Genomic DNA, 21,362 nt, shown 5'->3' on the forward strand with positions numbered 1-21,362 from the left:
TTAAAATTCAAAGTATTTCCTAGTAGTAAGCGTATCTTCTTACCTTAGAAATATATTTAGCCAAGCGAATTACTTGGTGGCTGTATCCATATTCGTTATCATACCAGATATAAAGCACGATATTTTTTCCGTCAGCTGAAACAATTGTTGCGTTGCTGTCATAAATCGACGGAGCAGAAGTGCCAACAATGTCAGAAGAAACCAATTCGTTATTCAAAGAATATTTGATTTGTTCCACCAATTCACCCTCCAGGGCATAACGCTTCATGATTTCATTAATTTCATTAACCGAAGTTTCTTTGCTTACTTCTAAGTTCAAGACAACCAAAGAACCATTTGGCACAGGAACGCGAATGGCGTTTGAAGTTAATTTTCCAGCAAGTGAAGGCAGTGCTTTTGCAACGGCACTTCCCGCACCCGTTTCTGTGATGACCATATTTAAAGCGGCAGCACGGCCACGGCGGTATTTTTTGTGCATGTTATCTACTAAATTCTGGTCGTTTGTATAAGCATGGATCGTTTCTAGATGCCCTTTTACCACGCCCAAAGTATCTTCCACTGCTTTTAAAATAGGGGTAATGGCATTGGTCGTGCAAGACGCAGCAGAAAAAATATTTACTTCATCAGGATTATGTTCCTTGTGGTTTACACCGTGAACAATATTTGGAATCCCTTTACCAGGCGCAGTCAGCAAAACTTTGTGAACGCCATTTGACTTCAAATGTCTTTCTAAAGCTTCTTTTGTAGTAAAAGCTCCTGTATTGTCAATCACCAAAGCTTCCTTAATTCCATAATCAGAATAATCAATATCTTCAGGGCTTCCGGCAGAAATAATGTGAACCGTAGTTCCGTTGATGATCAAGGCATTGTTTTCTGGATCAGCCGAAACCGAACCTTGAAAATCACCGTGGATCGAGTCATATCTTAATAGGGATGCTCTTTTTTCCAAACTTGTAGCGTCATTTTTCTCACGAACCACAATTGCTCTCAATCGAAGTTGCGTACCTTTTCCTGTTTTTGACATTAATTCACGAGCCAATAATCTTCCGATACGCCCAAAACCATACAAAACCACATCTTTCGGCTTGTTGTTTTTGTATTCTTTTGCATTGCTCAATTTGTCAATTACAAAAGCTTTGGCGTCATTATATTTATTGTCTTCTAAATGGTATTCATACGTCAGTTTCCCGATGTCTAACTTGGCAGGAGGCAAATCAAGAGATAGTAAAGCTCTTGCAATTTCTACAGAATCAAAAACATTGATTGGTTTTCCAACAAATTCTCCCGCATATTCGTGAAGATTGATAATGTCGCTGACATTAGTATTGATCAGTTGGTTTTTAAATAATACCAATTCAATCGATTTGTCATACCAAAGGTCGCTGATGATTTTGATGAATTCAACTCCAGCTCTTCTCCTGTCGGCCTGAAAAGAAAGTTCTTTTTCGTATAAAATTGTTTTTGTCATGATAAATAATAAGTGTAGTTCGTGTGTTGTAGTTTTTTTTACCGATGCAAAAGTATAGATTTCAAACGTTTTCGTAAAGTATTTAGCCAAAAATTTTGCATAAAAAAAGCCAGTCATTTAAACTGGCCATTTTTAAAAGTTTTAGAAATTATCTTGTTTGTAAAATATAGCGTTCCAATTGGCCATTTTTATTAATCAATTCAATTTTCATCGCTCGGTTTTCTTGCTTTTTGTTCAAGATTTCAGAAGCGCTTTCCACATTTTCGATTTTTTCATTGTCAATTTTCAAAATAATGCTTCCTTTCAAAAAGTCATTGTAATCATTTTCGACTTCTTTAATTTTTACGCCGTAATTCAAATTGTATTTTTTGGCATCCGCCGGAGAAATGTCTTCTAGTTTCATTCCGTTAAATTCATACGACGAAAATTCGTTTTTGCTTAACGTCACCGGCACAACCCACGCTTTTCCATTTCTGATGTACGTCACTTTTAATACGTCATTGGGACGCTTGGTATTTACAACCCCAGATAAATCAGCAAAAGAAGTCACATTGGTCTCGTCTAATTTGATGATGATATCGCCTTTGGCCAACCCTGCTTTTTGAGCGCCAGAATTTTTAGTCACATTATTTACATAAAACCCTGACGAGCGATCCACTCCCAATTCTTTAGAAACCGCAGCGTTCAGTTCCCCTCCTTCAACACCCAGAATGGCGCGCTGCACATTTCCATATTCCATAATATCTTCAATGATTTTTCGGGTAATATTCGAAGGAACAGCAAAAGAATAACCTACATAAGAACCGGTCATTGAAGTAATCATGGTATTGATTCCGATCAATTCGCCACGGGTATTCACCAAGGCGCCACCGCTATTTCCCGGATTCACCGCCGCATCCGTTTGGATAAAGGACTGGATCCCTTTTTGGTCTAAATTTCTGGCTTTCGCCGAAACAATTCCGGCCGTTACCGTTGAAGTCAAGTTGTACGGATTCCCGACAGCCAAAACCCATTCTCCGACTTTCACGCCGTCAGAATCTCCAAAAGCAGCGTAAGGCAATTTTTTGCCAGCATCAATTTTAAGCAAAGCAATGTCCATTTTTGAATCGGTCCCGATCAATTTTGCCTTGTAAGTATCTTTGTTATTTAAGGTAACTTCCAGTTCAGACGCATTTTGGATTACGTGATTGTTGGTGACGATATATCCGTCTTCAGAAATAATTACGCCAGAACCCGTCCCAACTTGTGCTTGCTGCTGGCCGCCTTTATAGCCATAATAATATTCCAGCATCGGATTATTTATGGTGCGGTACGTCACATTCTTCACGTGAACAACCGTGTGGACCGCATTGTCAGCTGCAGCCGTAAAATCGACCGTTTCAGCCCCAAGTCCCACATTTTTGCTAAAGCTCGGAGGAGCCGAAGTCACAATTGTTTTTTTGTTTTCAGATAAAAAGCCGTCATTTTCAATGAACAGCTTATAAGCGCCCAAAGTGGTTGCGCCACTTAATAAGGACACTAGAAATAAACTCGAAAATTTTTTCATAGTACGTTAGCAATTAAGTTATTTGATGTAAATATATATGTAAAACTGTGCCGTTATTTTCGCTTTAACGCACGATTAACAATGATTAACTTTTCATTAATATTCATACTTTTGTAAAGCTTTGTTTGTCATTTTTAGAAGCACTACATTTGGAATCGTTTTTATCATTTTCCTGCTGCTTCGCCCTATCTTTTGTTCCGAACACCGGAAACAAAAGGATATTTGGGAGCATCAGGGCTATTAAACAAACAAAAGGCATTTTTTAAACTCTTACCAAAATTGCGCAGACAAAAAATGGAAATTACATTTTACAAATACCAAGGTACCGGAAACGATTTCATAATGATTGACAATCGCCAGGAAACTTTTGCCAAAAACGATAGCAGATTAATCGAAAAACTGTGCGACAGGCGTTTCGGAATCGGAGCGGATGGCTTGATTTTATTAGAAAATGATGCAGAAACCGATTTTAAAATGGTGTATTACAACTCTGATGGAAACCAAAGTTCGATGTGTGGCAACGGCGGAAGATGTTTGGTTGCCTTTGCCAAGCAACTCGGTGTTATAGAAAACACAACCACTTTTACCGCAACAGACGGTTTGCACCACGCCACAATTTCAGATGACGGAATTGTTTCTTTGCAAATGAAAGATGTTGATAATGTGAATATTGAAGAAGATTATGTTTTTTTAGATACCGGTTCTCCACATCACGTTCAGTTGGTGGACGATTTAAAAAATTACCCAATAAAAGAAAAAGGGGCGGAAATTCGTTACGGAAAATTATACGGCCAAGCCGGAAGCAATGTTAATTTTGTACATCAAAATGACACTGACACTTTTTCAGTAAGAACCTATGAAAGAGGTGTCGAAGATGAAACTTTGTCTTGCGGAACCGGCGTCACTGCCGTTGCCATAGCCATGAAAGCGACCGGCAAAACAGATTCTAACGAAATAAAATTAAACGTAGAAGGAGGAAAGCTAGAAGTTTCTTTTAAAGAAATTTCTGGAAAATATATGGATGTTTTCTTAAAAGGACCAGCGGCTTTTGTTTTTGAAGGAAGTATTGGGGTTTAAATTTTAAAATCTTTTCTACAATTTATAAAGTATAAGAAGTCCAAAAATCTAACAATTTAAGAAATCGAATTTCCAGATGATTACATTACAAGGAAAAAATATTTATTTGCGTGCGCTCGAGCCCGAAGATTTGGAATTTGTTTTCGATATTGAAAACGACCAAGCCATTTGGGAATTTAGCAACACGCAAACCCCTTACAGCCGATTTTTAATTCGTCAATATCTTGAAAACGCACACCAAGATATTTATGAAGCCAAACAATTGCGCTTGGCGATTTGCAAAAATGAAGATTTTAAAGCCGTGGGTTTGATTGATTTATTTGAGTTTGACCCCAGAAACAATCGCGCCGGAATCGGGATTTTGATTAAGGAAGCAGGAAACCGAAATCAAGGCATTGGTTCCCAGGCATTAGAAATTTTAATCGATTATTCGTTCAGGCAATTAAATCTGAAGCAATTATTTGCAAATATCAATCCGCAGAATGAAGCCAGTATCAGTCTTTTTACTAATTTTGGGTTTGAAAAAATCGGAACAAAAAAACAATGGAACCTCGTAAATGGCGTTTATAATGACGAAGCGCTGTTTCAATTAATCAATCACCAACTTTAAAAATTACCACTTTGACACTAAAAAAAATCCTTGCTATATTTTCAGTACTTCTGGTACTTGGATTATCTATTTATGGATATATGATTTACAAAAAAATCTTCTCGGCAAACACCAAGTTTGCTGAAAAAGAGGTTTTTATCTACATCCCGACAGATTCAGATTATGCAGAAGTAGAAAAAATTGTGGCGCCGTATATTGAAAATATGGACAATTTTAAAATGGTAGCTGAGAAAAAATCATATGTAACGAATGTAAAGGCGGGTAAGTTTTTGTTGAAAAATAATATGAACAACAATGATATCATCAATTCATTGCGCCAGCCGGTAGAGACAAAACTGGCGTTCAACAACCAAGAAAGATTAGAAGATTTTGCAGGAAGAATTGGTTCGCAAATTGAAGCTGACAGTACCTCTTTGATGAAAGCTTTTACTGATAAAAAGTTTTTAGAAGAAAACGGATTCACTGAAGAAAACGTTTTGGCAATGTTTATCCCCAATTCGTATGACTTTTTCTGGAATACTTCAGCAGAAAAATTCCGTGAAAGAATGGCAAAAGAATACAGGAAATTCTGGACTGCCGAAAGAAAAGCAAAAGCAGAAGTTCAAAAATTAACGCCGATCGAAGTTTCGATATTGGCTTCGATCGTTCATAAAGAAACGGTAAAAACAGACGAAAGGCCAAGAGTTGCAGGAGTTTACTTAAACAGGTTAAACAAGGGAATAAAATTAGAAGCAGATCCAACGGTAATTTACGCTGTAAAAAAATCGGAGAATGATTTTGAAAGAGTAATTAAAAGAGTTTTATATAAAGATTTAGAAACCGTTTCTCCTTATAACACCTACAGAAATTTTGGTTTGCCTCCAGGACCGATCGCAATGCCGGATGTAACGGCAATTGATGCGGTTTTAAACCCTGAAAAGCACAATTATATTTTTTTCTGCGCCAGCGTAACTAATTTTGGATACCACGAATTTGCGGTAACTCCGGCACAGCACGAGGTCAACCGTCAAAAATATATTGCTTGGGTAAGCAAACAAGGAATTAAAAGATAGTTTTGAAGTTACTTAAAATTTATTTTCTCCTTTTAGTACTAACATTGTCAGATGGTGTGGCGCAAAATCGATTCCAAGATTTTCTCACGCCATCTGATTCGTTAAGAGTGGCCCGAAGAAATACTGTGGTTCTTTTAGAAACGGTGGCTTTGGGCGGTGCTTTGGTTGGTTTGGATCAGCTTTGGTATAAAGATTATAAAAAATCTGATTTTCATTTTAAAAATGACAATACGCATTGGTTGCAGATGGACAAGGCCGGTCATGTGTATTCGTCTTACCATCTCGGCAGGTTTAGCGCAGAATTGCTTGACTGGAGCGGTGTTTCAAAGAAGGACCAGTTGATTTATGGCGCTACAACGGGTTTTGTGTTTTTAACAGCCGTTGAGGTTATGGACGGTTATTCTGCTGAATGGGGCTTTTCTTGGGGCGATGTTGTGGCAAACGCTTCCGGAACGGCTTTATATGTAGGTCAAGAATTGCTTTGGGACGAACAGCGCATCGTTCCGAAATTTTCGTTTCACCAAACGCCTTATGCTGGCGCAAGACCTGAAGTTTTGGGTAATGGTTTATCAGAAGAAATTTTAAAAGATTATAACGGACAGACTTATTGGCTTTCGGTAAATATGCATTCCTTTTTTAAGGAATCAAAAATACCGAAATGGCTGAATGTGGCAATCGGTTATGGAGCTGAAGGAATGTTGGGTGCAGAAGACGGTTTGATAAACACCATTTTTCTTCCTGAAAAGGAACGGACGCGACAGTTTTATGTCAGTTTGGATTTAGATTTGACCAAAATTAAGACTGAAAACCACTTTTTAAAGACCCTTTTTTCGGTTTTTAACTCCATTAAAGTTCCTGCTCCAACTTTAGAGTTCAGGGAGTTAGGCGGTCTAAAAGGACACTTAATCTATTTTTAGAAAAGATTAACAGCCTGATTTTCAATATTATATTTTTTGTCGTATCTTTGCCCCCTAGAAATTTCAAGATGGTGACAGTGCTTGAGAAATCCAATTTATGATAAAAAAATGTTACTTTTTTGCGGGTCTGATCGTTTCAGTCGCATTTATTACTTTAGGTTTTACATCTAAAGAATCCGAAAAAAATTCTTGGTTTTATGTGGGAGAAGATGAAGAGATCATCTATACAGTCCCAACGCAAGATGAGTGTGAATACGTCAATCTGCAACTTCCTTTTACCGGCAAATCTTATACCGGCTTCAAACAGGCAATCGCCATTCGAGAATCTCAAGGACAATACAAATTAATCAATACTTTTGGATACATGGGGAAATACCAATTTGGTGGTGCTGCCTTGCGTTCGATTGGGATTAAAGATAAAAGAGATTTCCTAAACAATCCAAGGCTTCAAGAAAAAGCATTTAAAGCATTGCTATCCATTAACAAAGCGATGCTCGAAAATGAAATCGAGAAGTACGAGGGGAAAATTATCAATGGCATAAAAATTACCGAATCAGGTATTTTGGCTGCAGCACATTTAGGTGGTGCAGGTTCTGTGAAAAGCTATTTGAGAAGCAACGGGAAAAATAAGTTTAAGGATGGGTATGGCACTTCTTTAAAAAGCTATTTCAAGAAATTTGGAGGTTATGATACTTCACATATTGTTGCAAATATGAATGCAAAAGTGAAGTTAAACTAGGTTTTTATAATTCAAAAAAAAAGGAAGATTGATTTTATCAGTCTTCCTTTTTTTGTGGATTATTTTTTGGTTGTATTTTGAAATTAATTCGTCTTATGAATGATAAAAATAGAAGGCCTGTTGTGTAAATCGACTTTGATTTTCTTCCAATCGGCAACTCTAAAAGTTTTGATGTATTCGGTTGGTAATGTAATGTCACAGGCAATACAAAGGTGCGTATTGGGCTGTAAAGCTTGCAGAATATCTTCTAATAATTTGTTGTTTCTGTAAGGAGTTTCAATAAAAAGTTGCGATTGGTTTTTGTCAGAAGATAATTTCTCTAAATTCTTTAAAGCTGTTTTTTTTTCTGATTTCTCAATAGGAAGATAGCCGTTGAAAGCAAAACTCTGTCCGTTCATTCCAGAACCCATCAACGCCAGTAAAATGGAAGAAGGGCCAACCAGCGGTACCACCTGGATTCCTTTTTCGTGGGCAATTTTTACAATCGCCGCCCCAGGATCTGCAACGCCAGGACAACCTGCTTCTGACATCAGTCCCACGTTGATTCCTTGAAGGCAAGGCGCAATCATTGTAGCGTGCTCTTTTGCGTCAGTATGTTTGTTTAACAAGCTGAGTTTTAAATCAGGCTGTTTCTTTTCAGGATGAACAATTTTGATTGATTTTCGGGCTGTTTTTTCGTTTTCAACAATATAGTAATCAATGAAATCAATGGCTCTTTTTACGGTTTGAGGCAAGACGTCCATCGGATCGCTTTCGCCAAGAGTTGTTGGGATTAAGTATAGTTTTCCTAAAGCTTTCATTGTAATTATTTCGTTTTATTAGAAATGTAAAAATAGGTATTCTAAAAACGACTGCGAAATTTTATAAAAAATAAACCACAGATTCGCAGATTAATTTTAGGAGGATTAAAGTAGTGCTCTTAAAAATGTTTGGCAATCAATTTTTGCGCAATACTATCACAAGCTTCATCAAGCATTGCATACACATTAGCAAAGCCATTTTCAAGTCCGAAGTAAGGATCTGGAACGTCAACATTTTCGCCCGGAAATATTTCATTCAAAATCATTTTGACTTTTGATTTTGCTTCAGAATTGGGAGCCAAAGAAATCACATCGCTGTAATTAGAACTGTCCATTACATAAATATAATGGTATTCTTCAAAATCTTTTTTGCTGAAATGTCTTCCGCGCTGGCAGGAAATGTCAAGCCCGTTGAGTTTGGCAATAGCAATAGAACGAGCATCGGGTTGTTTTCCAACGTGCCAATTTCCGGTTCCGGCAGAATCTACAATGAATTTTTCTCTCGGAAGTTTAGACTGCAAAAGCCCTTCTGCCAAAGGAGAACGGCAGATATTTCCGAGACAGACCATTAAGATTTTAACAGGCATTTTTTGAGAATTTATGATCTTAGATTTTAAAATCTATAATTATAAAGATAATTTCTTGTTTATATCGTCTACGAATTTCTTGAACTGTTTGTCAGTAGAAACCAAGTTGTCCACCGTTTTACAAGCGTGAAGTACGGTTGCGTGATCACGATCGCCAATTTGGGAGCCGATATTGGCCAGCGAAGCTTTGGTATATTTTTTTGCAAAAAACATTGCTAGCTGTCTCGCTTGCACCACATGGCGTTTTCTTGTTTTTGATTGTAATATGTCCAAGTCTAATTGGAAATAATCAGATACTACTTTCTGGATATAATCGATTGAAATTTCGCGTTTTACATTTTTAACGAATTTCTCAACTACTTGTTTTGCCAATTCAAGCGTCACTTCTTTTTTATTGAAAGAAGATTGGGCGATCAATGAAATAATCGCGCCTTCTAATTCACGAACGTTTGACTTGATATTTCGCGCCACATATTCCAAAATTTCTTCTGGAACTTCAACGCCGTCACGATACAAGATGTTTTTCAAGATCGAAATTCTTGTTTCATAATCAGGCTGGTGCAATTCAGCAGAAAGTCCCCATTTAAAACGAGAAAGCAAACGCTGTTCAATATCTTGCATGTCTACAGGAGCCTTGTCAGAAGTCAAGATTACCTGTTTTCCGTTTTGGTGCAAATAGTTGAAAATATGGAAAAATACATCCTGGGTTCCGGTCTTTCCAGATAAAAATTGAACATCGTCTATAATAAGAACGTCAATCAATTGGTAAAAATGGATAAAATCGTTACGCGTATTTTTCTTTACAGACTCAATATATTGTTGCGTGAAAATTTCAGCAGAAATATAAAGTACCGTTTTTTCAGGATATTTATCTTTTATTTCCACACCAATAGCATGTGCTAGGTGCGTTTTACCCAAACCAACTCCGCCAAAAATCAACAGCGGATTGAATGAAGTTCCTCCCGGTTTATTGGCTACAGCCATACCGGCAGAACGCGCCAAACGGTTGGAATCACCTTCCAGAAAATTGTCAAAACTGTAATTTGCATTCAGTTGCGACTCGATTTTCACGTTTCTGATTCCAGGAATAATAAAAGGATTTTTTAATTCTGGGTTTTTATTTTGCAATGGCACATCGACATCCTGTGGTTTTACAGGGCTTCTGTGGGCACTTGGCAATTGTTCCGTAAACGGTTGTTTGTTGCCATAAGTGTTTTCCATTTTAATTTTATAAAGTAACTTTGCATTTTTACCAAGTTCTTTGGTCAAAGCGACTTTTAATAATTTAACATAATGTTCTTCGAGCCATTCGTAAAAGAATTTACTCGGAACTTGAATATACAAAGCGTTATCAGTTAGCTCAACCGATTTGATTGGTTCAAACCAAGTTTTATAAGCTTGGTCCTGAATATTGTCCTTTATAAATAATAGACAGTTTTCCCATACCGATTGCGCAGTTTTGTTCATATTATGAGCTAAATTATTATGTTTGTTAAAAGTAAATCCTACAAAAGAAAAGTACATCTTTTGTAACTTCTTTGGGAGAACAAATATGTGACAAAAATCTGTAAAAAAAAATTAAATAGGGATTGATTTTATAAAAATATTGTTGTAAGTAGTTTCAGAAAATGACTACATTAATTTTAATGTAATAAGATAAAGCAAAATGCGAGAATTTGAATTCAAAGTAAGAGTAAGATATGCAGAAACCGATCAAATGGCAGTCGTTTACCACGGAAATTATGCCCAATATTTTGAGATGGGACGCGTTGAATGGCTGAGAAACCTGGGGTTGTCATACAAATGGATGGAAGAAAACGGAATCATGCTTCCGGTAGTTTCCTTGACAATGAATTACAAAAAGCCGGCGCGGTATGACGATTTGATTCGGGTAAAAACCATCTTTAAAAGCCAGACGTCTGTGAAGATAGAATTTGACTATGAGATATTCAATGAAAAGGATGAGTTATTAACAACGGGAACTTCAATGTTGGTTTTTGTGGATATGAAAACGGGCCGTCCCACGCTTCCGCCAAAGTATGTTTCTGAGAAACTTTTAACGTTTGTTGAAGATTGATATAGAATTCGCAAAATTGGAATTTATTCTTTCCTTTTAATGTCAATTTCGTATAAATTAGAAAAAATGTCGAATATCATTTCGGCATTTTTTTTTCGGGTCTTGATTTCAATTTCACAACTCATTTCCATCTTTTGTGACACAATATCCAAGTTTTTTTCTTTGATCACTCGCATCACTTTATTCATGTTTTTATAGTCAAACTTGATGATGTAATGAATGTCGATTGTTTTTTCGACAATTTCAGATGTCTCCAAGGCCATTTGCGCCCCTGTTTTATACGCAGAGATCAATCCGCCGACACCTAACTTGATTCCGCCAAAATAACGCACTACAACAACCAAGACATTAGTAACGTCAAAAGACTGGATTTGTCCGTAAATCGGCATTCCGGCAGAATTAGAAGGTTCGCCATCGTCATTTGCCCTAAAATAAATTTTTTCAGTACCAATTTGAAATGCATAACACCAATGCCTTGCCGAATTATGCTGTTTTCGTAAATCTTCTAAAATGGTTTTTGCTTCATCTTCGGAAGAAATAGGGTAGGCGTAACCAAAAAATTTGCTGTTTTTTTCTTTGTATAAAACTTCTTCGCTAGGAAAATCTAACGTTCTGTAGGTATCTTTTATTTCCAAAATCTAAAGCGGGATAATTTTTTTATCGAACAAATCTACAACATCTTCTTCGCCAACCTGCAAATTCCAGACTTTAAAACCTAAACTTTCGGCCACATCGGTGTTTGCTTTTTTGTCGTCCACAAACAAAGTGCGTTTTACCTGCAGTTCGTGTTTGTTGATAATATAATTAAAAGCTTCGGGTTCTGGTTTTCTTTGGCCAATTTCAAAAGAGAAATACACTTTTTCAAAACATTGGTAAAAATCACGGCTGAACGATTCGCCAACCATATTTTCAAATTGCTCTACGTGAATTGCATCGGTATTGCTCAAAAGAAAAAGCTGGTAGCTGTGCGAAAGATTTTGAAGGAATTCCAGTCGATATAAAGGAAAGTCAATAAGCACTTTGCTCCAGGCGGTTTTTATTTCTTCTAAAGAAGCTTGGGGAATGTATTTCTGGATGCCTTTTAAAAAGTCTTGTTCTGAAATTTTTCCTTTTTCAAATTTATAATTGAGTTTGTCTAAATCGTCGTTCCATGCTGTAAGGCCAAGCGATTTCATCGCATCTTCCATCGCCTTGAAATCGATATTTATGAAAATATCTCCAAAATCAAAAATTATCGTGTTAATCATAGTTCTTGAAAATTAGAAGTTCGTCATTCAAAATGGCTTCTTTGGAAACCAAATTTCCTTTTAAATCAGGAGATTTTGTTCCGTTTGCAAAAGAATTTTTTCCTTTAAAAATTCGTGCTTCGTCCCAAAGATTGGCATCAATAAAAGTCTGCAACGTCTTTTTTCCACCTTCAATAATAACCGATTGGATGTTGTTTTTATACAAAATTTCCAAAACGGAAAAAGGCAGGTTACTATCAAAGATAGCATTTTCAAAGAAAATATGGGATGAATTTTCTAAATTTTCCTGTTCAGTAATGATGATTGTTTTGATTTTATTGTCTTTTACGAAATAATCTTCCGAGATTTTTCCGGTTCGGTCTAAAACAATTCTTGTCGGATTATTTCCTTTCCAATCACGCGCGTCCAACTTGGGATTGTCCTCTAAAACCGTTTTAGTCCCTACCAAAATCGCCTGTTCTTGCGTTCGCCATTTGTGAACCAATTGACGCGAAAATGCATTGGTAATCCAGACCGGTTTTTTTTCTTCCTTATATGTCGGGCTCAAAAATCCGTCTTGACTTTCGGCCCATTTTAAAATCACAAAAGGTCTCTTTTTTTGATGGAATGTAAAAAAACGCTTGTTCAGTTCGTTGCATTCGGCTTCTAAAATACCGAGTGTTACATTTCGTCCGGCTTCCATCAATTTTTTGATTCCGTTTCCAGAAACTTTTGCAAACGGATCAACTGTGCCAATCACGACATTTGGAATTTTATTTGCAATAATCAAATCACAACACGGTGGCGTTTTTCCAAAATGACTGCACGGTTCCAAACTGACGTAAATCGTCGATTTTGAAAGCAATGATTTGTCTTTTACCGAATTTACGGCATTGACTTCCGCGTGGGGTTCGCCAGCTTTTCGGTGCCAACCTTCGCCAATAATTTTTCCGTCGCAAACAATTACGCTTCCCACCAATGGATTTGGATAGGTCGTTCCCAAGCCATTTTTGGCAAGTTCAATGCATCGTTTTATGTATTTTTCGTGTATCTTCACATCACAAAAATACCTTTTTCTGTCAAAATGAATGCGATAATTATTAGAGAAATCCAAAAGACTGACAATGTTGCGATTGCCCAAGTGATTCGTGATGTTTTAATCGAACACAATGTTCCAAAAGTAGGAACGGCTTACGCTGATCTGTCACTTGATTTTATGTTTGAAAACTATGCAACAGAAAAATCAGTTTATTTTGTGGTGGAAATGGAGGGGAAAATTATTGGTGGCGCCGGAATTGCTCCGCTAGAAAATGGTCCGAAAGAAATCTGCGAACTTCAGAAAATGTATTTTCTGTCCGAAGCGCGAGGTCTGGGATTGGGTGCCAAATTAATGGAAGTTTGTCTGGAAAAAGCACGCCAATTCGAATTCAAAAAATGCTATTTAGAAACAATGCCTTATATGGCAAAGGCTCAAAATTTATATAAAAAATCAGGCTTTGAATATTTAGAAAAACCTCTGGGAAATACAGGCCACAATGCTTGTCCGGTTTGGATGCTTAAAAAATTATAACTTTCAAATTTCAAATTTCCACTTAAATCATATTGTTCAAAACCCATAATCCAAAAAAAATGCTCGCCAAAGAATACAGAAATAATTTTATCAAAAAATTGACTCCTATATATGATGTGCTTGAAGCCGAAAGTTTCTTTTATATCATTTTGGAAGATTTTCATCAGATGAAACGAATTGATTTGGCGCTAAATACAACTTTTGAGTTTTCGGATTCTGAAGTAGAAAAGTGGAATTCAGTTTTAGAGCAATTGGTGAATCAAATTCCGATTCAATATATTTTAGGAAATGCACATTTCTACGGATTAGAATTTGAAGTCAATGAAAATACGTTAATTCCAAGGCCAGAAACAGAAGAATTGGTCGAATGGATTATCAAGCAAAATGAATTTTCTGATAGAATAAAAATTCTGGATATCGGGACAGGTTCGGGTTGCATTGCGATTTCTTTGGCTAAAAATCTTCCAAACGCGAAAGTTTTTGCCATTGATGTTTCTAAAAAAGCGTTGGAAACTGCCAAGAGGAATGCTTCAAAAAACAAGGTGGAAGTTACTTTTTTATTGAAAAATATTTTGGAAACCGAAGATTTAGAACAGCATTTTGATATTATCGTTTCGAATCCGCCTTATGTCAGAAATCTTGAAATGGTAGAAATTAAAAAAAATGTTTTAGAATTTGAACCACACTTGGCTTTGTTCGTAGAAGATAATGATGCGTTGGTTTTTTATCGAAAAATTTCAGAATTGGCACAAAAAAATCTATCTGATAACGGACAGCTTTACTTTGAAATCAATCAATATTTAGGAAGTGAAATGATCGATTTATTAGAGCTAAAAAACTTCCAGAACATCGAATTGCGAAAAGATATTTATGACAATGACCGAATGATTTTTGGTAGAAAAGTTTAAAAGGTTAGATGTTTAAAAGTTTAAAAGGAAACTGACAGGTCAAAATGGAATACTCCTACTTTACTCATATCTCAAAGCCTCAATCGGATCTAAATAAGCCGCTTTAATCGCAGGATACAAGCCTGAAATCAAAGCTACAAAAAAGCTAATGATGACTGCCGCAAAAATCGCCATCCAAGGTGCTACAAAGGCAAAATCTAATGCAGTTGAAATTCCCCAACCGATTAAAACGCCCAAGATAATTCCGACAAAACCGCCCAATTGGCCAATGACCAAACTTTCGGTAAAGAACTGGAAAGCAATGGTAGAACGTTTGGCTCCAAGTGCTTTTCGCACGCCAATTTCACGCGTTCTTTCGGTAACCGAAACAATCATAATATTCATCAATGCAATCGAAGAGCCAAAAATCGTAATAATACCGATCACCCAAGCCGAAATTCCCAGAGCTGCGGTTTGCGACATTACCATTTGAAGCAATTCATCGCTTCGGGTAACGCCAAAATTATTTTCTTCCACGGGATTCAGTTTTCGAACTCTTCGCATCGTAATAATCGCGTCATCGACCGCCGCATCAAGCAATTCCTTTTTATCGATCATCACTTTTAAATCGTAATTGATATTTGGCGAAGTAAATAGCGAACGTGCAATCTGTGTCGGAATCAGCACGCGCAAATCTTGTGCGTTCCCAAACGTAGAACCTTTTTCTTTTAAAACGCCAATCACTTTAAACTTGGCGCCGCGAATCGAAATCACCTTGTCAATCGGGTTGGTGTCTTTTAAAAGCCCTTTCAAAAAGTCAGAACCCACAAGGCAGACGTAATTGTTATTTTGGATGTCAAAGCCCGTGAAATTTCGCCCTAACTGTGTTTCCAAACCTGAATTTCCTAAAAAATTCTCGTCCACGCCCAAAACTGAAATATCGGGATCTGTTTTTTTGCTTTCGTATTTAATTTCTGCCGTTGAAGTTGCTGTAAAAGATAAAGAAGTGGTCGTGAAAGGATATTGGTATTTCTCCTGAAAAGCCTTCGCTTGTGGATAACTTATAATCGGATTTACCTTTTCAATACTGTTATTTCGATTAATTTGAGCCGAAGCGTCATATTGGCTCATCGAAAAAGTATTGGAGCCCATCGACGAAAAATTCCCTGAAATGGTGTTTTCTAAAGCCGAAACTAAAGTCAGGATTCCTACCAAAGCGGTGATTCCGATGGCAATGATCAGCACCGTCAAAATCGTCCGCAACAGTTGCGTCCTGATGGAACCCATCGCAATACTTACATTTTCTCTCAGCAGTTTCAGCATAATTTTAATTTTTTGTCGAAGGTCTAAACTCTAAAGTCAAATGTAACGCTCAATTCTCAATTCTAAAAACTAATTTCTAAAAATAAAGTAAGATATTTGCAACTTAAAATTTCAGAAGCAAGATTTAAGATTTCAGAATCTCTATATGACGATTACACCTGAAATCAAAAAATCAAAAATCATAAATAAAAATGGCAAAACCAGGCATTCCAAAAGGAACTCGAGATTTCTCTCCGATAGAGGTTTCAAAAAGACAGCATATCATCCAAATCATCAAAAATAATTTTGAGAAATTCGGCTATCAGCCCATAGAAACACCTTCTTTTGAAAACTCTGAGACCTTGATGGGAAAATATGGGGAAGAAGGCGACCGATTGATTTTTAAGATATTGAATTCTGGAGATAAAGTAAAAAAAGCAGATTTAAACGCTTTGGAAAACGGAAATTTAGCCAAATTCTCAAGCTCACTTTCTGAGAAAGCCTTGCGTTATGATTTGACAGTTCCGTTTGCAAGATATGTGGTCCAACACCAAAGCGAATTGGAATTTCCATTTAAAAGATACCAGATCCAACCTGTTTGGAGAGCTGATAATCCTCAAAAAGGGCGTTTCAGGGAATTTTACCAATGTGACGCTGACGTTGTGGGTTCGACTTCGCTTTTTCAAGAAATTGAATTGGTACAATTGTATGATTCTGTTTTCACGGAATTAGGTTTGGAAGGTGTTACCATAAAAATCAATAATAGAAAAATTTTATCAGGAATTGCTGAAGTCATCGGTGCTTCAGATAAATTAATTGATTTTACGGTTGCTTTAGATAAATTAGACAAAATAGGCGAAGACGGCGTGAAAAAAGAAATGCTTGAAAAAGGGATTTCTGCTGAAGCGATTGAAAAAGTACAGCCCTTATTTAATTTTACCGGAAGTATTTCCGAGAAAATAAACCAGCTTTCGGAGTTGCTTTCTGCTTCTGAAGAAGGAAAAAAAGGAGTAGAAGAGTTGCAGTTCATCTGTGAAAAGGTAGCGGAATTAGGTTTAAAAAAATCAATTTTAGATTTAGATGTGACTTTGGCTCGAGGCTTGAATTATTACACCGGAGCTATTTTTGAAGTGGCACCTCCAAAAACGGTAGCAATGGGTTCTATCGGCGGTGGCGGAAGGTATGATGATTTGACGGGAATCTTCGGGTTAAAAAATATGAGTGGCGTTGGAATTTCTTTCGGGTTAGACCGAATTTATTTGGTTGTGGAAGAATTGAATCTGTTTCCAGAAACGGTGACGACTTCTTCAAAAGCGATTTTCTTTAATTACGGAATCGATGAAGCTTTTTATTCTATGAAAATCATTTCGCAATTGCGTGACGAAAATATCAAAGTAGAATTGTATCCTGACAAGGCAAAAATGGACAAACAGTTTAAGTATGCTGAAAAGCGCCTGATTCCGTTTGCTGTCATGATTGGGAATAATGAAATGGAGACCCAAACGTTCAGCGTGAAAAATTTAGTCTCCGGAGATAAATTGACTTTGAATTTTGAGGAATTGAAAGATCTATTGCAATAAGATTTAATAAAATAAAAAAAGTCCCGCCTTTACAGCGGGACTTTTTCGTTCTAAAAACTAAATTATAATCCCTAATAATTACAATTATTTGATAATGATCTTTTGGCTTAAGTTGCCTTTTGTGGTCTGGATTTTTACGATGTAAGTTCCTGTGCTTAAATTTGAAATCGGAATTTGAATGGATTCTTGATTCTGGTATTCAATTGTCGTCCATCGAGGCTATTTGAAAGTATTTTTGCCTATTTATAATCTTTGCGCCAAAATACGTATTGAAAAAAGAAGAAATAAGTCCTGAGAAGGCGATGTTTTAAAAAGTTAAAAATACCTTTAGTATCTGAAAATCTTTAAGTAAATTTGCCCCTTATTTTTCAAAAGTGCAAAAAGATATCATTGTTATTATCGGAGGTCCAGGAACAGGCAAAACCACAATCATTGACGGTTTATTAGAACGTGGCAATTGCTGCCTGCCCGAAATCTCCCGCGAAATCACCTTGGAAGCAAAAAAACAGGGAATTGAGCAATTGTTTTTAGAAAACCCATTGCTGTTCAGTGAATTGCTTCTCGAGGGACGAAAAAAACAATACCACCAAGCCGTTGCTGAAGAAAACCCGGTGGTTTTTATTGACCGCGGTATTCCAGACGTTTTGGCTTACATGCACTACATCGGCGACGCTTATCCTGCCTTTTTTGACGAAGCTTGCCGGGAACACAAATATACCAAAATCTTTATTTTGCCGCCTTGGGAAGCCATTTACGAAAGTGATGACGCCCGATATGAAAACTACGAACAGGCCACTTTGATTTACAAACATTTGAAAGAAACCTACGAAAGTTATGGCTACAACTTGATTGAAGTACCAAAAGATACTGTCGATAACAGAATTCTTTTTATCTTGGGGCATCTTTCGAACTAGAAATATGCAAGAAGCGCTTTCGATTCTTCAAAAATACTGGAAACACGACTCATTCAGAACGCCTCAGGCCGAAATCATTGCTTCGGTTTTAGAAGGCAAAGATACTTTTGCCTTGATGCCAACCGGCGGTGGAAAATCGATCTGTTTCCAAATTCCGGCACTGATGAACGACGGAATCTGTCTTGTCGTTTCGCCCTTGATCGCCTTGATGAAAGACCAAGTGGCCAATCTCCAAAAAATAAATATCAAAGCAATTGCCATGACGGGCGGTATTTCTTCTGATGAAATCAGCGACCTTTTAGATAATTGCCAATTCGGGAATTATAAGTTTTTGTATTTATCTCCAGAACGTCTTCAATCAGATTGGATTTTAGACCGAATCAAAGCACTTCCGATAAATTTAATTGCCATTGACGAAGCGCATTGCGTTTCACAGTGGGGACACGATTTTCGTCCGGCATATTTGAAAATTGCTTCGCTGAAAGAACATTTCCCTAAAATTCCTTTTTTAGCATTGACCGCAACCGCCACAGAACGAGTGAAAGAAGATGTGGCGAAGCAATTAAATCTCCAAAATCCGGCTGTTTTTCAGAAATCTTTTGCCCGCGAAAATCTGGCGTATATGGTTTTTAATGTGGAAGATAAATTGTTTCGTTTGGAGCAAATTCTAAAGAAAAATCCACAACCTTCCATCATTTATGTTCGAAACAGGAAAGCGTGCATTGATGTTTCTTCCCAATTAAATTCGCTTGGAATCAAAGCTACTTTTTACCACGGAGGCCTTCATATAAAGGAGAAAGATAAAAACATGAAGCTTTGGATGAATGAAGAAGTTCAAGCAATGGTGTCGACAAATGCCTTTGGGATGGGAATTGACAAGGCAAATGTAAAGACGGTAATTCACATCCAATTGCCCGAAAATCTTGAAAATTATTACCAAGAAGCGGGTAGGGCAGGACGAAATGGCGAAAAAGCTTTTGCGGTTTTGCTCAACAGTCCGTCTGATGTCCAGTCTTCTGAAAGCCAGATTCTGAATAACCTTCCGGATAATAAATCCTTGAAAGAAATGTATGTGAAGCTGTGTAATTTTTTTCAGATTGCCTACGGCGAAGGTATTAACGAGCAGTTTTCATTCAATATCAATCAATTTTGTGTGCAATATAATTTTCCAATTCTGAAAACATTTAACGCCTTGCAGTTTTTAGACCGACAAGGGATTATCACGCTTTCGCAAGAGTTTTCTGAAAAAGTGACCGTTCAATTTGTGATAGAATCTAAAGAAGTGATACGATACACGAGCTTGAATCCGCAAGACGAAGAGATTGTTTTGGCAATGCTTCGGACCTATTCTGGGATTTATGAAATTAGTACTCCTGTAAATATTTCGCTGATTGCAAAAAAAGCAAAATGCCAAGAAAATCAAGTGGTCGCGGTTTTGAATAAATTACAAGAAAGACAAGTTATAGACTATCATGCCAAAAATAACGACTCGACAATTACGTTTAATGAGGTTCGTGAAGATGACCGAACCATCAATAGGGTTTCGAAATATTTGGAAAACCAAAATGATTTGAAAAACAAGCAGTTGCAGTCGGTTTTGGATTATGTAGTTGATGATAAATCGTGTAAAAGCAAACAGTTATTGCGTTATTTTGGAGAAAAAGAAGGTGCCAATTGCGGGATTTGTTCTTATTGTATCAAACAAAATAAAACCGAGGCCAAAGTGTCTTCTGTTGCTGCAAAAATAATAGATTTGCTGAAAACAAGTCCGATGAGTTCGAGAGAAATCCAAATGTATTCGAAATTCCCCGATGATGCGATTATCTTTGCCATCCAGCAATTGCTCGAAATAAATAAGATTGAAGTTTTGCCAAACAATAAATATACCTTGAAATAAATGGAAAAGTTACGCATCGTTTTTATGGGAACCCCAGAATTTGCTGTGGGTATTTTAGATACCATCTTTAAAAATAATTTTGAAGTTGTGGGCGTAATTACCGCTGCGGATAAACCTGCTGGTCGTGGCCAAAAAATAAAATATTCGGCGGTAAAAGAATATGCGCTAGAAAATAACTTGCGCCTTTTGCAACCGGCAAATTTAAAAGAGGAGGCTTTTTTAGAAGAATTGAAAAGCTTGCATGCCAATCTTCAAGTGGTTGTGGCTTTCAGGATGTTGCCAAAAGCAGTTTGGGAAATGCCTGAATTCGGAACCTTTAACCTTCATGCTTCGTTACTGCCAAATTATCGCGGTGCTGCGCCCATCAATTGGGCGATTATTAACGGAGAGGAAAAAACAGGAGTCACTACGTTTTTCATAGACGATAAAATTGATACCGGAGCTACTATTTTAAGCAAAGAAGTAGCGATTTCTTCTGAAGAAAATGCTGGCAATCTGCACGATACCTTAATGGATTTAGGAAGTGAAGCGGTGGTTGAAACGCTACATTTAATCGAGAATGGAAATACAGATCCAAAAGTACAGACTGATACGGACGATATCAAAACGGCATATAAATTAAACAAAGAAAACTGTAAGATCGATTGGACTAAATCAGGAAAAGAGATTCACAATTTAATTCGCGGCCTTTCGCCTTATCCTGCGGCTTGGACTTATTTTGCAGATAAAGGCCAAGAATGGAATGTAAAAATCTATGAGGCACGCTTTACTCGTGAAAGACATTCTGAAACAATCGGGAAGATTACAACGACAAAAAAAGAAATGAAAATCGCTACAAAAGACGGCTACATCGAAATAGTACAATTGCAGTTTCCGGGAAAGAAGAATCTTAAGACATTTGAACTTTTAAATGGTATTGCGTTTTCGGAGGAAGCTAAAGCTTTCTAATCCCGTGTAAACAGTGAAGTGGCGGTGAATTTCATAAAAACAAGACGGTTTTGTTAACAAAACCCTAAAGTTATCAACAAATAGGCGAAAAACCATTGAAATGTCTTGCACGGTAAGGAAATCCTATTAAATTTGTTATAGCATAGAATGTTTAACCAACAATTA

The 21,362-nt window shown here is 36.9% G+C and carries 22 protein-coding genes; 12 read left to right on the plus strand and 10 right to left on the minus strand.

Annotated elements, in window-relative coordinates; all coding sequences use genetic code 11:
- Positions 1 to 19 precede the first annotated feature (19 nt).
- Positions 20 to 1,468: a glyceraldehyde-3-phosphate dehydrogenase gene (locus EG849_RS10675; RefSeq protein ID WP_125013109.1), complete on the minus strand. Its 1,449-nt coding sequence runs from the start codon at positions 1,466 to 1,468 to the stop codon at positions 20 to 22.
- A 148-nt stretch (positions 1,469 to 1,616) separates the two neighbouring features.
- Positions 1,617 to 3,014, minus strand: coding sequence for a trypsin-like peptidase domain-containing protein (locus tag EG849_RS10680; RefSeq protein ID WP_125013073.1), 1,398 nt, complete (start codon positions 3,012 to 3,014; stop codon positions 1,617 to 1,619).
- Positions 3,015 to 3,308: 294 nt separating this feature from the next.
- Between EG849_RS10680 and dapF the strand changes: the two genes are divergently transcribed.
- The 5 genes from dapF (at position 3,309) to EG849_RS10705 (ending at position 7,409) form a co-directional block, all read left to right on the plus strand.
- Positions 3,309 to 4,091 (plus strand): diaminopimelate epimerase, encoded by a 783-nt coding sequence (gene dapF / locus EG849_RS10685; RefSeq protein ID WP_125013074.1) that lies wholly within the window; start codon positions 3,309 to 3,311, stop codon positions 4,089 to 4,091.
- 76 nt (positions 4,092 to 4,167) lie between these two features.
- Entirely contained in the window at positions 4,168 to 4,701 is a 534-nt protein-coding gene (locus EG849_RS10690) for a GNAT family N-acetyltransferase (RefSeq protein ID WP_125013075.1), read from the plus strand.
- An 11-nt stretch (positions 4,702 to 4,712) separates the two neighbouring features.
- Complete coding sequence (gene mltG, locus EG849_RS10695) at positions 4,713 to 5,753, plus strand: endolytic transglycosylase MltG (protein ID WP_125013076.1); 1,041 nt, start codon at positions 4,713 to 4,715, stop codon at positions 5,751 to 5,753.
- A gap of 2 nt (positions 5,754 to 5,755) precedes the next feature.
- A complete protein-coding gene (locus EG849_RS10700) occupies positions 5,756 to 6,670 on the plus strand; it encodes a DUF2279 domain-containing protein (protein ID WP_394336489.1) in 915 nt (304 codons plus the stop codon).
- Between the two features lie 97 nt (positions 6,671 to 6,767).
- On the plus strand, positions 6,768 to 7,409 hold the full coding sequence (locus tag EG849_RS10705; RefSeq protein ID WP_125013078.1) for a peptidoglycan-binding protein LysM: 642 nt from the start codon (positions 6,768 to 6,770) through the stop codon (positions 7,407 to 7,409).
- Between the two features lie 83 nt (positions 7,410 to 7,492).
- On the opposite strand, the gene EG849_RS10710 is transcribed toward EG849_RS10705, so the two are convergent.
- From EG849_RS10710 to dnaA, 3 genes are all read right to left on the minus strand, one after another.
- The gene (locus EG849_RS10710) at positions 7,493 to 8,209 is read right to left on the minus strand and encodes an SAM-dependent methyltransferase (RefSeq protein ID WP_125013079.1); all 717 of its coding nucleotides are present in this window, start codon (positions 8,207 to 8,209) and stop codon (positions 7,493 to 7,495) included.
- Positions 8,210 to 8,328: 119 nt separating this feature from the next.
- Positions 8,329 to 8,796 carry a low molecular weight protein-tyrosine-phosphatase gene (locus EG849_RS10715; RefSeq protein ID WP_125013080.1) on the minus strand — a complete coding sequence of 156 codons (468 nt, stop codon included), beginning with the start codon at positions 8,794 to 8,796 and terminating at the stop codon, positions 8,329 to 8,331.
- 39 nt (positions 8,797 to 8,835) lie between these two features.
- Positions 8,836 to 10,263, minus strand: a complete 1,428-nt coding sequence (dnaA, locus tag EG849_RS10720; RefSeq protein WP_125013081.1) for a chromosomal replication initiator protein DnaA — start codon at positions 10,261 to 10,263, stop codon at positions 8,836 to 8,838.
- A gap of 199 nt (positions 10,264 to 10,462) precedes the next feature.
- On the opposite strand from dnaA, the gene EG849_RS10725 reads away from it, so the two are divergent.
- Positions 10,463 to 10,873, plus strand: coding sequence for an acyl-CoA thioesterase (locus tag EG849_RS10725; protein WP_125013082.1), 411 nt, complete (start codon positions 10,463 to 10,465; stop codon positions 10,871 to 10,873).
- Positions 10,874 to 10,896: 23 nt separating this feature from the next.
- On the opposite strand, the gene EG849_RS10730 is transcribed toward EG849_RS10725, so the two are convergent.
- The 3 genes from EG849_RS10730 to ribD are packed head-to-tail and all read right to left on the minus strand — an operon-like array spanning position 10,897 to position 13,156.
- A complete protein-coding gene (locus EG849_RS10730) occupies positions 10,897 to 11,508 on the minus strand; it encodes an IMPACT family protein (RefSeq protein ID WP_125013083.1) in 612 nt (203 codons plus the stop codon).
- 3 nt (positions 11,509 to 11,511) lie between these two features.
- The gene (locus EG849_RS10735) at positions 11,512 to 12,120 is read right to left on the minus strand and encodes an HAD-IA family hydrolase (RefSeq protein WP_125013084.1); all 609 of its coding nucleotides are present in this window, start codon (positions 12,118 to 12,120) and stop codon (positions 11,512 to 11,514) included.
- Positions 12,113 to 13,156: a bifunctional diaminohydroxyphosphoribosylaminopyrimidine deaminase/5-amino-6-(5-phosphoribosylamino)uracil reductase RibD gene (ribD, locus tag EG849_RS10740; protein ID WP_125013085.1), complete on the minus strand. Its 1,044-nt coding sequence runs from the start codon at positions 13,154 to 13,156 to the stop codon at positions 12,113 to 12,115. The genes EG849_RS10735 and ribD overlap by 8 nt, the downstream gene beginning before the upstream one ends.
- Positions 13,157 to 13,183: 27 nt before the next feature.
- On the opposite strand from ribD, the gene EG849_RS10745 reads away from it, so the two are divergent.
- Positions 13,184 to 13,669, plus strand: coding sequence for a GNAT family N-acetyltransferase (locus EG849_RS10745; protein WP_125013086.1), 486 nt, complete (start codon positions 13,184 to 13,186; stop codon positions 13,667 to 13,669).
- A 59-nt stretch (positions 13,670 to 13,728) separates the two neighbouring features.
- Entirely contained in the window at positions 13,729 to 14,577 is an 849-nt protein-coding gene (prmC, locus tag EG849_RS10750; RefSeq protein WP_125013087.1) for a peptide chain release factor N(5)-glutamine methyltransferase, read from the plus strand.
- A gap of 60 nt (positions 14,578 to 14,637) precedes the next feature.
- Here prmC and EG849_RS10755 read toward each other — a convergent pair whose 3' ends face one another.
- Positions 14,638 to 15,879 (minus strand): ABC transporter permease, encoded by a 1,242-nt coding sequence (locus EG849_RS10755; RefSeq protein WP_125013088.1) that lies wholly within the window; start codon positions 15,877 to 15,879, stop codon positions 14,638 to 14,640.
- A 191-nt stretch (positions 15,880 to 16,070) separates the two neighbouring features.
- On the opposite strand from EG849_RS10755, the gene hisS reads away from it, so the two are divergent.
- The gene (hisS, locus tag EG849_RS10760) at positions 16,071 to 17,438 is read left to right on the plus strand and encodes a histidine--tRNA ligase (RefSeq protein WP_125013089.1); all 1,368 of its coding nucleotides are present in this window, start codon (positions 16,071 to 16,073) and stop codon (positions 17,436 to 17,438) included.
- An 84-nt stretch (positions 17,439 to 17,522) separates the two neighbouring features.
- On the opposite strand, the gene EG849_RS16070 is transcribed toward hisS, so the two are convergent.
- On the minus strand, positions 17,523 to 17,642 hold the full coding sequence (locus EG849_RS16070) for a T9SS type A sorting domain-containing protein (RefSeq protein ID WP_125013110.1): 120 nt from the start codon (positions 17,640 to 17,642) through the stop codon (positions 17,523 to 17,525).
- Between the two features lie 170 nt (positions 17,643 to 17,812).
- On the opposite strand from EG849_RS16070, the gene EG849_RS10770 reads away from it, so the two are divergent.
- The 3 genes from EG849_RS10770 to fmt are packed head-to-tail and all read left to right on the plus strand — an operon-like array spanning position 17,813 to position 21,197.
- Positions 17,813 to 18,352 (plus strand): AAA family ATPase, encoded by a 540-nt coding sequence (locus tag EG849_RS10770; protein ID WP_125013090.1) that lies wholly within the window; start codon positions 17,813 to 17,815, stop codon positions 18,350 to 18,352.
- A gap of 4 nt (positions 18,353 to 18,356) precedes the next feature.
- Complete coding sequence (locus tag EG849_RS10775) at positions 18,357 to 20,249, plus strand: RecQ family ATP-dependent DNA helicase (RefSeq protein WP_125013091.1); 1,893 nt, start codon at positions 18,357 to 18,359, stop codon at positions 20,247 to 20,249.
- Complete coding sequence (fmt, locus tag EG849_RS10780; RefSeq protein WP_125013092.1) at positions 20,250 to 21,197, plus strand: methionyl-tRNA formyltransferase; 948 nt, start codon at positions 20,250 to 20,252, stop codon at positions 21,195 to 21,197. It abuts the gene before it with no gap.
- The last annotated feature ends 165 nt before the right edge of the window (positions 21,198 to 21,362 follow it).

The sequence above is a fragment of the Flavobacterium macacae genome, assembly GCF_003865365.1.
Classification (GTDB): domain Bacteria; phylum Bacteroidota; class Bacteroidia; order Flavobacteriales; family Flavobacteriaceae; genus Flavobacterium; species Flavobacterium macacae.